This window comes from Kitasatospora sp. NRRL B-11411, assembly GCF_000721345.1.
In the GTDB taxonomy this organism is placed as follows: Bacteria; Actinomycetota; Actinomycetes; order Streptomycetales; family Streptomycetaceae; genus Kitasatospora; species Kitasatospora cineracea.
In genome coordinates this window covers 15,807-29,540 of the sequence record NZ_JOGH01000037.1, presented here as the reverse complement: position 1 = coordinate 29,540, position 13,734 = coordinate 15,807, and the positions used below count along the sequence as shown (strand labels likewise).

The 13,734-nt window shown below is 75.7% G+C and carries 10 protein-coding genes; 6 read left to right on the top strand and 4 right to left on the bottom strand.

Annotation, left to right across the window (positions count from 1 at the left end):
* Positions 1-344 precede the first annotated feature (344 nt).
* Both IH44_RS0118745 and IH44_RS0118740 read left to right on the top strand, forming a co-directional pair.
* On the top strand, positions 345-2,438 hold the full coding sequence (locus IH44_RS0118745) for an alkaline phosphatase (protein ID WP_051817052.1): 2,094 nt from the start codon (positions 345-347) through the stop codon (positions 2,436-2,438).
* A gap of 226 nt (positions 2,439-2,664) precedes the next feature.
* On the top strand, positions 2,665-3,867 hold the full coding sequence (locus IH44_RS0118740; RefSeq protein ID WP_081966969.1) for a zinc-binding dehydrogenase: 1,203 nt from the start codon (positions 2,665-2,667) through the stop codon (positions 3,865-3,867).
* Between the two features lie 17 nt (positions 3,868-3,884).
* Here IH44_RS0118740 and IH44_RS0118735 read toward each other — a convergent pair whose 3' ends face one another.
* Entirely contained in the window at positions 3,885-4,613 is a 729-nt protein-coding gene (locus IH44_RS0118735) for a GntR family transcriptional regulator (RefSeq protein WP_030460757.1), read from the bottom strand.
* A 221-nt stretch (positions 4,614-4,834) separates the two neighbouring features.
* On the opposite strand from IH44_RS0118735, the gene IH44_RS0118730 reads away from it, so the two are divergent.
* The gene (locus tag IH44_RS0118730; protein ID WP_030460756.1) at positions 4,835-5,557 is read left to right on the top strand and encodes an HAD family hydrolase; all 723 of its coding nucleotides are present in this window, start codon (positions 4,835-4,837) and stop codon (positions 5,555-5,557) included.
* A gap of 145 nt (positions 5,558-5,702) precedes the next feature.
* Here IH44_RS0118730 and IH44_RS0118725 read toward each other — a convergent pair whose 3' ends face one another.
* Positions 5,703-6,383 carry a response regulator transcription factor gene (locus IH44_RS0118725; RefSeq protein ID WP_030460755.1) on the bottom strand — a complete coding sequence of 227 codons (681 nt, stop codon included), beginning with the start codon at positions 6,381-6,383 and terminating at the stop codon, positions 5,703-5,705.
* Positions 6,380-7,786 (bottom strand): sensor histidine kinase, encoded by a 1,407-nt coding sequence (locus IH44_RS0118720; RefSeq protein ID WP_107066574.1) that lies wholly within the window; start codon positions 7,784-7,786, stop codon positions 6,380-6,382. The genes IH44_RS0118725 and IH44_RS0118720 overlap by 4 nt, the downstream gene beginning before the upstream one ends.
* Before the next feature lie 346 nt (positions 7,787-8,132).
* Here IH44_RS0118720 and IH44_RS0118715 point away from each other — a divergent pair, with 346 nt between their 5' ends.
* Positions 8,133-10,343 (top strand): MMPL family transporter, encoded by a 2,211-nt coding sequence (locus IH44_RS0118715; RefSeq protein WP_081966967.1) that lies wholly within the window; start codon positions 8,133-8,135, stop codon positions 10,341-10,343.
* 212 nt (positions 10,344-10,555) lie between these two features.
* The gene (locus IH44_RS0118710; RefSeq protein WP_030460752.1) at positions 10,556-11,062 is read left to right on the top strand and encodes an FBP domain-containing protein; all 507 of its coding nucleotides are present in this window, start codon (positions 10,556-10,558) and stop codon (positions 11,060-11,062) included.
* Between the two features lie 182 nt (positions 11,063-11,244).
* On the opposite strand, the gene IH44_RS0118705 is transcribed toward IH44_RS0118710, so the two are convergent.
* Positions 11,245-11,820 carry a TetR/AcrR family transcriptional regulator gene (locus IH44_RS0118705; protein ID WP_030460751.1) on the bottom strand — a complete coding sequence of 192 codons (576 nt, stop codon included), beginning with the start codon at positions 11,818-11,820 and terminating at the stop codon, positions 11,245-11,247.
* 275 nt (positions 11,821-12,095) lie between these two features.
* Here IH44_RS0118705 and dacB point away from each other — a divergent pair, with 275 nt between their 5' ends.
* Entirely contained in the window at positions 12,096-13,715 is a 1,620-nt protein-coding gene (gene dacB, locus IH44_RS0118700; protein WP_063759640.1) for a D-alanyl-D-alanine carboxypeptidase/D-alanyl-D-alanine-endopeptidase, read from the top strand.
* The last annotated feature ends 19 nt before the right edge of the window (positions 13,716-13,734 follow it).

Sequence of the window (13,734 nt, the reverse complement as noted above, 5' to 3'; positions counted from 1 at the left end):
GGTCGCGCGGCCCGGCATCGCCGGGCGGGGCGCCGCTGTGGGCCGGCACCGGAACGCTGTCAGCTGCGCCGGGCCAGGTCAACCACTTGTTGTGACAAGTCATTTGCCGTTCATCTCCCGGTGGCCTCGGCCGCGGGTGGCGAGGGGAGCGGAGGAGCGACCGGAGGTGGGGAATCGCTGCTGATCGGGGCTGCGATGGTGACGGATCGGAGCCGGCGGACCGGTGGGAGGGTGGCGGCCGGGCCGGGTGAACAGTGCATGACTTGTAGTGACAGGTCATTGCTGGCGGGTGCTCGACACTGCGACGGTTTCGGTCGCACGTCACACGTCAGGAGAACCCAGAGATGAGGGGCACCACCATGAGTCCGGACGGGATCCACCGGAGGTCCTTCCTGGTCGGCGGCGCGGCCGCGCTGACCACCGCCGTCGCCACCACCGCGGTCACCGCCGCCACCACCGCCACCGCCCGCGCCGCGACCGCGGCGGCGCCGCGGGCCGCCGTCCTGGAGTACCTGGACCAGTGGACCAAGGCCACCGGTCTGGCCGAACTGCTGCGGCGGGCCGGTTTCACCGTCGTCCCGCTCGATCCGACGCTGCCCGCGACCGCCCAGGGCGTGGACCTGATCGCGTTCGGCAGCTTCACCAACAACGGCCCGGTGTACCCGGGTTACGTGACCGCGCAGGCCGCCTCGCTGCGCGACTTCGCGGCGGCCGGCGGCACCGTGCTGGACCTCGCGCAGTCCGACCAGCTCGGGGCCGCGGTCACCTACCTGCCGTCCGAACTGGCCGCGGTGCGCACCGACGCCGACTACGACACGGTGCTGCCGGTGGCCACCGACCACCCGCTGGTCGCGGCGCTGCCGGTGGTCGGCGGGCGGGTGCTGACCGGGCGCAGTACGAGCATCCGGGTCAGCTGGGAGACCGTCGGCTCCTGGCGCTCGATGCGGGTGCTGCTGGCCTGCACCACCGGCGGGGCGACCCCGGCGCTGCTGGAGGGCGTGCACGGCACGGGGCGGTTCCTGGTGACCAGCCTGACCGTGGACAAGTGCTTCAACAGCGCCGGGACGGCCGTCCAGCCCGCCGCCGCGGTGCAGGACAGCACCGGTTTCTTCACCGCGCTGGCCGGGTACGTCGCCGCCGTCCGGGCCGGGACGGCGCCCGCCGTGGTGCCGACCCCGATGCCCGCGCAGCCGCCGGTCGGCCCGCTGGTCGGGCACGTGGACACCGGCAGCGCCCGGATCTGGGCCCGGCCGGGCCTGGACCCGGTCGCGTACCCGACCTGGCGCTGCACGGTGCGCCGGGCCGACGGCTGGTCGACAGCCGTCGACGTCCCGGTCTCGACCGCCAACGACAACACCCTGCTGGTGGACGTCGCGGGCCTGCAGCCCGCCACCCGCTACGAGTTCGACATCGCCCCGGTGGCGGCCGCGCCCGGGTTCGCCCTGCCGGCCGGGTCGTTCACCACCTCGCCCGCGGCGGGCGCGGCCGCGGTGGTCACCATGGGGCTGGGCTCCTGCGCCCCGTCCGACCCGAACAGCGTGTGGACGCGGATCGTCGACGAGGGCTGCGACAGCTTCGTCATGCTCGGCGACAACCCCTACATCGACTCCGGCGACCTCGCCGTGGCCCGCACCAAGCACCGCACCTTCCTCGCCCAGCCGGAGCTGGCCCACCTGATCGCCACCACGCCCACCTGGTTCACCTGGGACGACCACGACTTCGGCACCAACGGCGTCAACGGCTCCTTCTCCGGGAAGGCCAACACCCGCACCGCCTTCGTCGACTACCGCGCCAACGCCTCCTTCGGCCACGCCGCCGACGGCACCCGGCTGACCACCAGGACCGCCGGGCAGGGCGTCTACACCTCCTTCCGGCGCGGCCCGGTCGAGGTCTTCCTGCTCGACCCGCGCTGGTTCAGCACCACCGCCCCCAGCTTCGCCGACCCCACGAAGACCACCTGCATCGGGCAGGTCCAGTGGGACTGGCTGCGCGCCGCCCTGCGCGCCAGCACCGCCCCGTTCAAGGCCATCGCCTCCGGCATGATCTGGGACGACAAGGGCAACGCGGAGACCGATGACTGGGCCACCTACCAGTACGAGAAGGACGCGATCCTCGACTTCCTGGCCGCCGAGAAGATCCCCGGCTGCTTCCTGGTCAGCGGCGACATCCACAGCTCGCAGGCGCTGAACTACGGGCCGCGGATCGGCTACGACCTGTGGCAGTTCGTCGTCAGCCCGCTGCACGGCAGCACCATCTCCGGCCTGAACGCGGGCAATCCGGCGCTGGTGGCGAGCGCCGTCCAGCCGTACACCTTCCTGAAGCTGGTCGCGGACACCACCGTCTCGCCGGCCACGCTCACCGCCACCTGGATCGACCGGGACGGCAAGCGGCTGTTCGAAGTCCGGCGCACGGCGGCCGAGTTGGGGCACCCGGCCTGATCGGAGGGCCGCCGGAGGCAGATCCGGCACCCGGCTCCGGCCCCCGGTTCCGGCCCGGCCCCTGGCTCCGGCCCGGCCCCGGCCCCCGGTTCCGGCTGGCGCCGACCCCCGTTCTCCGCTGTTCGACCGGCGGGGAGCGGGGGTTCACCCGTTGGTCGCCCGCTCTTCGCGCTACTTGTCATGACAAGTGGTTGATCGGCGCGGGTTTTCATGACAAGTTCGGGGCATGAGTGTTTCGACGGAGACGATTCCGGTCCGCCTGGCCCGCTGGGAGGGGGTGGACAAGCCCTTCGCCCTGCTGGAGGCCGCCACCGCCCGCACGCCCGGGCCCGGGGAGCTGCTGGTGCGCATCGACCTCGCCACCGTGTGCGGCAGCGACCTGCACACCGTCACCGGCCACCGCCCCTCCCCCGCGCCCTCGCTGCTCGGCCACGAGCAGGTCGGCACGGTGGTCGGCGTGGGCGCGGGCGGCGTGCGGTGCGTGGACGGCACGCCGGTCGCCGAGGGCATGCGGGTGGTCTGGTCGGTGACCGCATCCTGCGGCCGGTGCGAACGGTGCGGGCGCGGCCTGCCGCACAAGTGCCTGCGGCTGCGCAAGTACGGCCACGAGCCGTGGTCCCAGCGGGCCCCGCTGAACGGCGGCTTCGCCACCCACTGCGTGGTGCTGCCCGGCACCGCCGTGGTCGCCGTCCCGCCCGGCCTGCCCGACGCCGTCGCCAGCCCCGCCTCCTGCGCCACCGCCACCGTCGCGGCCGCGCTGGACGCCGCCGGGCCGCTCGCCGGACGACGGGTGCTGATCACCGGGGCGGGCATGCTCGGCCTGACCGCCGCCGCGATGGCCGCCACCGCCGGGGCCCGGGTGAGCGCCGTCGACCCCGACCCCGAACGCCGGGCGCAGGCCCTGCGGTTCGGGGCCGCCGAGGCGCTGGACGCGGGCGGAGAGGCGGACGGGGACGGGGTGGCGGACGGGGGCGCGGCTCGGCCCGGGGAGGTGGACGTCGCGCTGGACTTCTCCGGGCGGCCCGCCGCCGTCCAGCGCTGCCTGGACGCGCTGGCCGTCGGCGGGCGGGCCGTCCTGGTCGGCTCGGTCTCCCCCGGGCCGGCCGTCGCCCTCGACCCGGAGCGCCTGGTCCGCGGCCTGCACACCGTGGTCGGCGTGCACAACTACCGGCCGCGCGACCTGGACACCGCCGTCCGGTTCCTGAGCGAGCGTCACCGGGTGTTCCCGTTCGCCGCGCTGGTCGCCGCGGCCCACCCGCTGGAGCGGATCGAGGACGCGATCGCGGCGGCCCGCACCGGCGCGGCGCCCCGGCAGGCAGTGGCCCCGCAGGCGTCGTCGGCCGCGCAGGTCTCGTCGGCCGCGCGGGCCGCGTCGGTCTCGTCGGCCGCGCAGGTCTCGCAGGTCGCGCGGACGGGAGTCGGCGGGTGACGGGCCGGCGGGTGGGGCTAGAGCTGGGCGGAGCGGGCGGAACGGGTGTTGGTGACCGTCACGTTGGCCACGTCCGGGCGGTAGCGGTCCTCCGACCACTCGACGGGCACGCCGCGGGCGTCCGTGGTGATCCGGCGCTCGCGCAGCAGCGGGGCGCCGACCTCGACCTCCAGCAGTTGCGCGTCGGTCTCGTCGGCGGCGACCGCGTCGAAGGTGTGGCGGGCGGCGGCCAGTTCCACCCCGTTGGCGGTGAGCAGGGCGTAGATCGAGCCCGCGTCGAGGTCCGCGCCCAGCAGCGGGCGGCCCACCGCCTCGACGTACGTCATCCGTTCCAGCATCGCCGGGCGGCCGTCCAGCAGGCGCAGCCGCAGCAGTTGCACCACCAGGGCGTCCGGGTCGACCTCCAGGGCCGCGGCGACGGCCGCCTGCGGGCGGCGCAGGGCGATCTCCTGCAGGCGCTGGCCCGGGACGTGGCCGGTCAGCCGGGCCCGGGTGGTGAAGGAGAGCAGCGACTCGAACGGCTGGGAGGGCACCGCGTCCAGCACCACCGAGCGGCGGCCCTGGCCCCCGCTGATCAGCCCCTCCTCCCGGAGGGTGGCCAGCGCCTGCCGCACCGGCGTCCGGGAGGCGGCGAACTCCTCGCACAACTCGGCCTCCGAGGGCAGGAGTTCACCCACCTTCAAGGAGCCGCTCCGGATCCGCTGGCGCAGCTGGGCGGCGACGACGCCGTGCAGTGATTCCTTCACGGGAACCGACCCTACAGGTGGCCGGTCCGCCGCAGACCGGGCCCCTGTCATGACAGGTTGCGCCACTCGGGTGAACTGCGGAAAGACCGTCCTCCCCGCGTCGCCACCCCCACTCCCGGCGGTACTCCGGGTGAACGTCCGGCGTCTTGTCCGGACAAGTACCGCAGCCGTACCCCCTTTTCCTCCACCCCACCGACCCCGTTCCAGGAACAGGACACCTCATGACCACCGCACCCCGCCCCGCGATCCAGCTGGTCTGCCTCGACATGGCCGGCACCACCGTCGAGGACGGCGGCGCCGTCCTCGCGGCCTTCCACCGGGCGCTGGCGGCCATCGGCCTCCCCGCCGGTTCGGACGGGCACGCCGAGGCCGTCCGCTACGCGCTCGACACCATGGGGCGCTCGAAGATCGAGGTGTTCCGCCACCTCACCGGGGGCGACGAGGCCCGGGCCGAACGCGCCAACCTGGCCTTCGAGGCCGCGTACGACGAGACGGTCGACAGCGCGGGCGTCCGCGAGATCCCGGGCGCCGCCGACGCGATCGAGCGGCTCCGCTCGGCCGGCCGCGACGTGGTGCTCACCACCGGCTTCTCCCCCGCCACCCGCGACCGGCTGCTGCGCGCGCTCGGCTGGGACGGCCTGGTCACCCTGGCCCTCTCCCCCGCCGACGCGGGACGCGGCCGCCCGGCCCCCGACCTGCTGCTGACCGCCCTGCTGCGCACCCGCGCCGAGTCCGTGCACCGGCTCGCCGCGGTCGGCGACACCACCAGCGACCTGCTCGCCGCCCACCGGGCCGGCGCCCGGGTCGCCGCCGCGGTCCGCACCGGCACCCATGGCGACGCCGACTTCGCGACCGTCCCGCACACCCATGTGCTGGACAGCGTGGCCGAGTTGCCCGCGCTGCTCGACGGGTTCGACGGGATCGACGGGGTCGAGGAGCGGTAGGCGGCGGGCGGTAGGCGGCGGGCGGTAGGCGGTGCCCCGGTCAGGTGGCGGCCGGGGCGGGGGCGGGGGTGCGGCGGTGGTGCGGGTGCCGAGGCCGAGCAGCACCAGGGTGCCGCCGAGGAGTCGGATGACGGCAGCGCACCGCTCACCCGCCGCCCGGGGATCCGGCCGCGACCAGGCCGGACTCGTAGGCGGCAATGACGGCCTGGGCCCGGTCCCGGACGTCGAGCTTCGCGAAGAGGGAGGTGATGTGGTTCTTGACGGTGGAACGGCTGAGGTCGAGGGCGGCGGCGATGGCGTCGTTGTCGAGGCCGGTGGCGATCAGGCGCCACACCTCGGTCTCCCGGGGGGTCAGCTCGGCCGCGACGGGACGCGGGGCGGCGGGAGCCTGCGGGGCGGTGGTGCGGACGTAGGTGGAGATCAGACGGGTGAGCAGGCGCGGCGCGACCACCGCCTCGCCGGTGTGGACCGTGCGGATCGCGGCGGCGAGTTCCTCCGGCGAGACGTCCTTGGGGAGGAAGCCGCAGGCGCCGGCCCGGAGCGCGGCGACCACGTACTCGTCGAGGTCGAAGGTGCTGAGCGCGAGGACCCGGCAGTCGGGGACCGTCCGGGCGAGTTCGCGGGTCGCGTCGACGCCGTCGAGGACCGGCATCCGGATGTCCATCACCACCACGTCGGGGCGCAGCCGGCGGGCGAGTTCGACCGCGGCGGCGCCGTTCTCGGCCTCGCCGACCACCTCGAAGGCCGGGTCGGGCGAGAGGATGAGGCAGAGCCCGCGGCGCACCAGCGGCTGGTCGTCGGCGACCAGGATCCGGATCGGGGTCATCGGCGGGCCTCCGCGGGGAGCGCGGCGGACTCGCGGACGGCGAAGACCGGCTCGGGGAAGACCGGCTCGGCGGAGGTCGGCTCGGCGAACTCGCGGGCAGGGCGGGCAGCGCGGGCGGGTTCGGCGGGCCGAGAGGCGAACTCGCCGACGAGGGAGGGTGGTTCGGCAGAGGGGGAGGCGGGATCGCCGACGGGGGGCGGGAGTTCGGCGGACTCGTCGGTCAGTTCCTCGGCGGGGAGCGGCAGTTCGGCGTGGACGGCGAAGCCGCCGTCGGGGTGGGGGGTGGCGGTGAGGGTGCCGCCGTGGAGGGCGGCGCGTTCGCGCATGCCGATCAGGCCGTGGCCGCTGGGCTCGGTCGAGGAGCGGGCGAAACCGGAGCCGGGGCCGGCGCCTGCGCCGGGGCCGTGGTCGCGGACGTGCACGGTGAGCAGGTCCGGGGCGTAGGTCAGGCGGACGGTGGCGCGGGTCGGGCCGGCGTGCTTGCGGGTGTTGGTCAGGGCTTCCTGGACGATCCGGAACACCGCCAGGCCGAGGGCGGGCGGCAGCGGGCGGACCTCGCCGTGCACGGTGAGGTCGGCGGGCAGGCCGGCCCGGCGGGACTCCTCCAGCAGGCGGGGCAGGTCGTCGGTGCCGGGCTGCGGGGCGGGCGGGACGGCGTCCGGTTCGTCGCCGGCCCGCAGCACGTCGAGGAGTTGGCGCATCTCGCGCAGCGCGAGGCGGCCGGAGGACTCCAGGGTGACCAGGGCGTCCCGGACCACCTCGGGGTCGGCGAGGTTGGCGCGGGCGCCGCCGGCCATCAGCTGCATGGTGGTGATGTGGTGGGCGACGACGTCGTGCAGCTCCCGGGCGATCCGGCGGCGTTCCTCGGCCACCGCGCGGTCGGCGAGCAGCTGCCGGTTGGCCGTCACCTCGCGCTGCCAGCGGGCGACCGCGAGGCCGGCCCCGGCCACCAGCAGCGCGGAGCACGGGGCGGACAGCACCGCGGCCAGGGTCGGCGTCCGGAAGTGGCTCTGGCCGAGGACGGTCGTCACCGAGGCGGCCAGGGCGGCCGCGGCGGTCGTGGCGAGGGTGCTCGCCCGGGCCACCGAGTACAGCGCGACCACCAGGACCGCCCCGAAGTGCGGGGCTCCCGACCTGGCCAGGTCGGCGGCGATGCCGAGCGCCAGTACCGCGGCGAACGCCGGTACCGGGCGGTCGCGCCGGAACAGCAGCGGCAGGGCGGCCAGCAGCGCGAGCAGGAAGCCGGGCAGGCCCGGCCCCCGGTTGCCGTCCAGCGCGGCGAACAGCAGCGCGCCGAGCGCATCGAACAGGCCCGCGGCCACGGCGACCAGGGCGTCGGTGTGGGTCCACGGCGCGCCGTCCGGCGCCGCCGCGGTGTCCGGGTGCTGCTGCGGTCGTCCCATGTCCGTCCCCCGTGTTCCGCCGGTGTCCCGCTCGTGTCGCGTTCCGGGCCTCGCTCCGGGCCGCGTTCTGAGCCTCGTTCCGGGCCGCGTTCTGGGCCTCGTTCCGGGCCGCGCTGCCGCTGACCAGCCCCGATGCTCCATTCTGGCACCGGCCCGGCGGGGCGGACGTCGTCTCCGGGGGCGAGCGGTCCTGGGAGCCAGGTCCCGGGTGCGGGGGCGGTGCGGGCCCGCGGGCCCCGGTGCGGATCGTCCGTCGCCCCGACGCCCCGGGGGCACCCGGACTGATGGGCTGTTCATCGGACGGCGACCGTCGTCCGACCAGCAGCAACGCAGACGGAGGGCGACCGTGATCCGCGCACTGACCGGATTCTCCACCAGACACGCCTGGAAGGTGATCGCCGTGTGGGCGGTCCTCGGGGTGGCGCTGACCGGGGTGGCGCCGGTGCTGTTCGCCAAGGTCACCGGGAGCAACACCGCGGACTTCCTGCCCGCCCGCTACGACTCGGCGGCGGCGCTGCGGATCGCCGAGGACCACTTCGGGCTGCGGCCCGACGCCACCACCGTCACGGTGCTGGTGGCCCGCGCCGACGGCGCCCCGCTCACGGACGCCGACCGGCGGCGGATCGACGCCGAGGCGGACCGGCTCGGACGGCAGCGGGTGGTGATGCCGCGCAAGGCCGACGACCCGTCCTTCCTGGTGACCGACCGCTCGCAGACCCCGAAGGTGGCGCCCGCGATGGTCGCCCCGGACGGCGGCTTCGAACTGCTGGCCGTCGAACTGGCCGGCAGCGTCGCCGACGAGGGCGTGCAGGACGTCTACCGGACGTTCCGGGACACCGCCCGGGAGCGGTTCGCCGAGGCCGGGATGCGCACCGGCTTCACCGGCGGCGTGGCCGAGGTTGCGGACAGCAACGACGCGAACCGGACCCTGGCGACCGTCGGCGGCATCCTGGTGGTGGGCCTGATCGTGCTGCTCAACGTGCTGGTGTTCCGCAGCGTGCTGGCCGCCGTGCTGCCGCTGCTCGCGGTGGCGCTGGTCGGCGGTGCGGCGGGCGGCGCGGTCGCGGGCCTGGCCGAGCTCACCGGCCTGCGGCTGGACGCCTCCACCCCCGGCCTGATCTCGGTGGTGCTGCTCGGCATCGGCGTCGACTACCTGCTGTTCCTGCTGTTCCGGTACCGCGAGGTGCTGCGGGCCCGCCCGGACGCGCCCGCCCGCCAGGTCGCCGCCGAGGTGTCCGGCCGGGTCGGCACGGCGATCACCTCGGCCGCGCTGACCATCGTCGCCGCGTTCGCCACCCTGGGCGTGGCCGGGTTCGGCCTGTTCCGCTCGCTCGGCCCGGCGATCGCCGTCGCCGTGCTGGTGATGCTGCTGGGCAGCCTGACCCTGATGCCGGCGCTGCTCGCCGCCTGCGGGCGGGGCATGTTCTGGCCCTCGCGCACGCTGCGCCGGGAGCCGCGCCCGGGCGTCGCCGCCCGCCTCGGCGAGCTGGTGGCCCGCCGTCCCGCGGCCGCGCTGCTGGCGTCCGTCGCGCTGCTCGGCGCGCTGGCCGCGGGCCTGGTCGGGATGCGGATGGACTACGGCCTCGGCGGCCCCTCGAAGACGCCCTCGGCCGCCACCGCCGCCGAGATCTCCCGCTCGCTCCCGGCCGGGGCGGCCGACCCGGCCACCGTGTACGCCACCGCCGACGGGGGCGGCGCCGTCGACCCGGCCGCCTTCGCCGGGCTGGCCCGGGAGCTCGGCAAGGTCGCGGGCGTCGGGCAGGTCGCCGACCCGGTGGGCAGCCCGGACCGCAAGGCCGTCCGGATCGACGTCTACCCCGTCGTCGACCCGCAGAGCGAGCAGGCCCGGGCCCTGGTCTCCGGCCCGCTGCGGGCCGCCGTCGCCGCCCACTCCCCCGCCGGGACGCACGCCCACGTCGGCGGCACCTCGGCGGTGTACGCCGACGTGGCGGACGTGGTCGACCACGACCTGCGGGTGGTGTTCCCGGTCGCGGCGGGGCTGATCGCGCTGATCCTGCTGCTGCTCCTGCGCAGCCTGCTCGCCCCGGTGGCGCTGCTGCTCTCGGTCGGGCTGGGGTTCGCCGCCACCCTCGGCAGCTCCGTCCTGGTGTTCCAGCACCTGCTGGACCGGCCCGGCGTGGCCTTCACCCTGCCGCTGCTGCTGTTCCTGTTCGTGGTGGCGCTCGGCACCGACTACAACATCCTGATCGCCGACCGGATCCGCGAGGAGATGCACCGCCCCGGCCCGGCCCGGGCCGCCGTGGCCCGCGCCGTGCGGCACACCGCGCCCGCCGTCGCCACCGCCGGACTGGTGCTGGGCGGTTCGTTCGCCAGCCTGGCCACCACGCCGGGCAACGAGCAGAACGCCTTCGCGCTGACGCTCGGGATCCTGCTCTCCGCGCTGCTGCTGTCGCTGGTGGTGGTCCCGGCGGTGGCCGCGCTGCTCGGCCGCGCGCTGTGGTGGCCGCTGCGGCTGACGGCGGGCCGGGAGGACGGTCGGGAGGGCGGCCGGGGGGCTTCGGCGGCGGCGCTGCCGGAGCGGGTTCCGATGTCCTGACCGCCCGACCGACTGCCGGGGCCGGACCGCCGGGGCCGGACCGCCGGGGGCTTCCACCGGCGGTCCGGCCCCGGCGGCGGCTTCGGGCGCTTCCGGGGTGGGCTGGGGCGTGCAGGGGCGGGCGGGAAACCGGCTTGGCCCGGCCTGCTGCCTAGGCTATCTTGGCTTGAGCCTAGAGGTCCTAGGCGCGAGTGGAGGCGAGGACGGGAACCATGCGGGAACTGACCGAACCGGCGATCCGGGCATCGTTCGTCAACTGCACCAAGGGCGAGGCCGGACGGCTCGCGCTGCCCCGCGGGCTGGCCGAACTGCCGTGGGAGGAACTGGACTTCCTCGGGTGGCGGGATCCGGGCGCCCCCGACCGGGGGTACCTGGTGGCCGAGCACGAGGGGCGGCCGGTGGGGGTCGCGCTGCGGCGGGCGCAGCGGGCGGGGGCGGGGGCGCGGCAGGGGGCGATGTGCTCGATCTGCCTGACGGTGCACGCCGCGTCCGGGGTGGCGCTGCTGACGGCGCGCAAGGCCGGGCGGGCGTCCGGGGACGAGTACGCCTCGGCGGGCGAGTACTTCTGCGGCGACCTGGCCTGCTCGCTGTACGTGCGGGGGCACCGGCGGGCCTCGGCGGGCGGGGTGCGGATGCGGGAGAGCCTGAGCACCGAGGAGAAGGTCGCCCGGGCCAGGGGCAACCTGGCGGCGTTCCTGGAACGGGTGCTGCGGCCGTGAGCGCGGGGGCGGGAACGGGGACGAGCGCGGGGGCGGGGACGGGGGCGGGTGGTCCGCCGGTGCGGGCGCCCGTCGACGGGCGGTGGTGCGGGTCGCGCTGGTGCGGGCGGCGCTGGTGCTCGGGCTGGGGGCGCTCCCCGCACTGAGGACCGGAAGGCGCCGCGGCGGCGGGGAACGGCCGCTCAGGGGGCCGGGGGCCAGTTCGCCAGCAGGTGGTGGAGGCCGGTGGTGATGCGCCGCCAGGAGTCGGCGGCGGCGCGGGGGTGGTTGAAGCCGCCGGCGCTCTCGATGCCGATGAAGCCGTGGAAGGTGCTGCGCAGCAGGCGGGCGGCGTCGGTCAGGTCGGGCTCGGCGAGGCGGTAGTGGCGCATCACCGCGTAGGTCAGTTCGACGCTCCGGGCGAACACCGCAGTGTCGGTGAACTCGGCCGGGTCGAGCGGCAGTTGGGTGGCGGCGTAGCGGCCGGGGTGGGCCAGCGCGTAGTCCCGGTAGGCGTCCGCGAAGGCGGTGAGCGCCTCGCCGCCGGAGCGGCCGGCGATGGCGGCGGCGAGGGCCTGGTTCAGCTCGTCGGAGGCCAGCAGGGCGACCCGGACCCGGATCTCCTGGAGGTTCTTGACGTGCGAGTAGAAGCTGGCGTCCTTCACCCCGAACTGCCGGGCCAGCGCGGAGACGGTGACCTTCTCGATGCCGACCCGGTCGGCGAGTTCGGCGGCGGCGCGGGTGATGCGTTCGACCGTCAGCCCAGCGTGCGCAGCCATGTTCCTCGTCCGGTGGGGAGCCCCGCGGGGGGCCGAGCGGGGAGCCCCCGGGGGGCTCTTCGAGCGGGCGGTCAGTTTATCCGGGGCGCGGGTGCGACCTTTTGCCGCTCCGGTGCGTGTGTAGGGGGTGGGCCGCCGGGGCGGGGTCCGGGGCGGGGCCGTCGGGGCGGGCGTTCGGGAAGATCAACTGATACCCCCTCAAATGGTAATGTTCATGGCAAAACGGGGGCGTGGGTGACGCGCGCACCCCGGCCGACCCGCACCCTGGAGCAGCCTTGCCCGGACGTCCGCCCCGCCACCGCCTCTACCGCCGCAGCGTGCCGCTGGCCGCCGCCGCGGTGCTGGCCGCCTCCCTGCTCGCCGGCTCCGCCCAGGCCGACGACCCGACCCCGGCCGACGCCGCGCTGACCGCCGACCTGAACGCGCTGCTGGCCGACTCCCGGCTGGCCAACGCCCAGACCGGCGTCGAGGTGCTGGACGCCGCCACCGGCCAGGTGCTGTACGCGCACCAGCCGCAGGCGCTGCTCACCCCGGCGTCCACCATGAAGACGGTGACCTCCACCGCCGCGCTCGACCTGCTCGGCGCGGACTACCGGTTCAGCACCGAGGTGCGCACCACCGGCACCCGGTACGGCTCCACCCTGGTCGGCGACCTGGTGCTACGCGGCGGCGGCGACCCCAGCCTGCTGGTGAAGGACCTCGACGACCTGGCCACCCAGGTCGCGGCGTCCGGGGTCACCACCGTCACCGGCCGGGTGCTGGCCGACGGCAGCCGCTACGACTCCACCCCGCTCGGCCCCGGCTGGGCCTGGGACGACGAGCCGTACTCGTACAGCCCGCAGATCTCCGGGCTGACGGTCGCCAACGACTCCGAGTACATGATGGACACCGTGCAGGTCACGGTGGCCCCGGGGGCGGCCGGGGAGGCCGCGAAGGTCACCCTGAACCCGGCCGAGGCGCCGATGGCGTTCACCGGCTCGGTGGCCACCGGGGCGGCGGGCAGCGGCTCGTCCGTCGGCGTGGACCGCAAGCGCGGCAGCAACGAACTGGCGCTGTCCGGCAGCATCGCGGCCGGGGCCGCGCCGGTGACCTCCTGGGTGACCGTCGAGAACCCGTCCACCTACGCGGGCCGGGTGTTCGCGGGCGCGCTGGCCCGGCACGGCGTGCAGGTGGTGCGCGGCGACGTGCAGGCGGCGACCGGCCGGGAGAGCTCGCAGCCGCTGGTGTCGCACCAGTCGCAGACCCTCGCCGAGCTGATCGTCCCGATGCTGAAGATCAGCAACAACGGCATCGCCGAGCACCTGACCAAGGAGATCGGCAAGGTCAAGGGCGGCCGCGGCGACTGGGCGACCGGCGTCAACCAGGTCCAGGCGTTCCTCAAGGCCAACGGGCTGAGCACCCCGGCCGGGCGGCAGGTCGACGGCTCCGGCCTGTCGCGCTACGACCTGATCACCCCGGCCAAGATGGCCGACCTGCTCCGGATCGTCCAGGGCAAGCCCTGGTTCGACGCCTGGTACAACGCGCTGCCGGTGGCCGGCAACCCGCAGCGGATGGTCGGCGGCACGCTGGCCGCCCGGATGCGCGGCACCAAGGCCGAGAACAACGTGCACGCCAAGAGCGGCTCGATGGGCGGCGTCGACAACCTGATCGGCTACGCCACCGCCCCCGACGGGCGCCGGCTGGTCTTCGCCGTGATGGTCAACGACTTCGCCGGCACCAGCCCCCGTCCGCTCCTGGACGCGATCGCCGTCCGCCTCGCCACCGGCCCCGCCGCGGCGCCCGCCGGCACCGCCCAGCAGCGGGTCAAGTCGCTGACCGCCCCGACCTCGGGCGACGGCCAGGACACCTACACCGGCACCCGCTGGGAGGACTGCGAGGCCGTCGCGCACTGCTGACCCCTCGCTCGATCCCGCG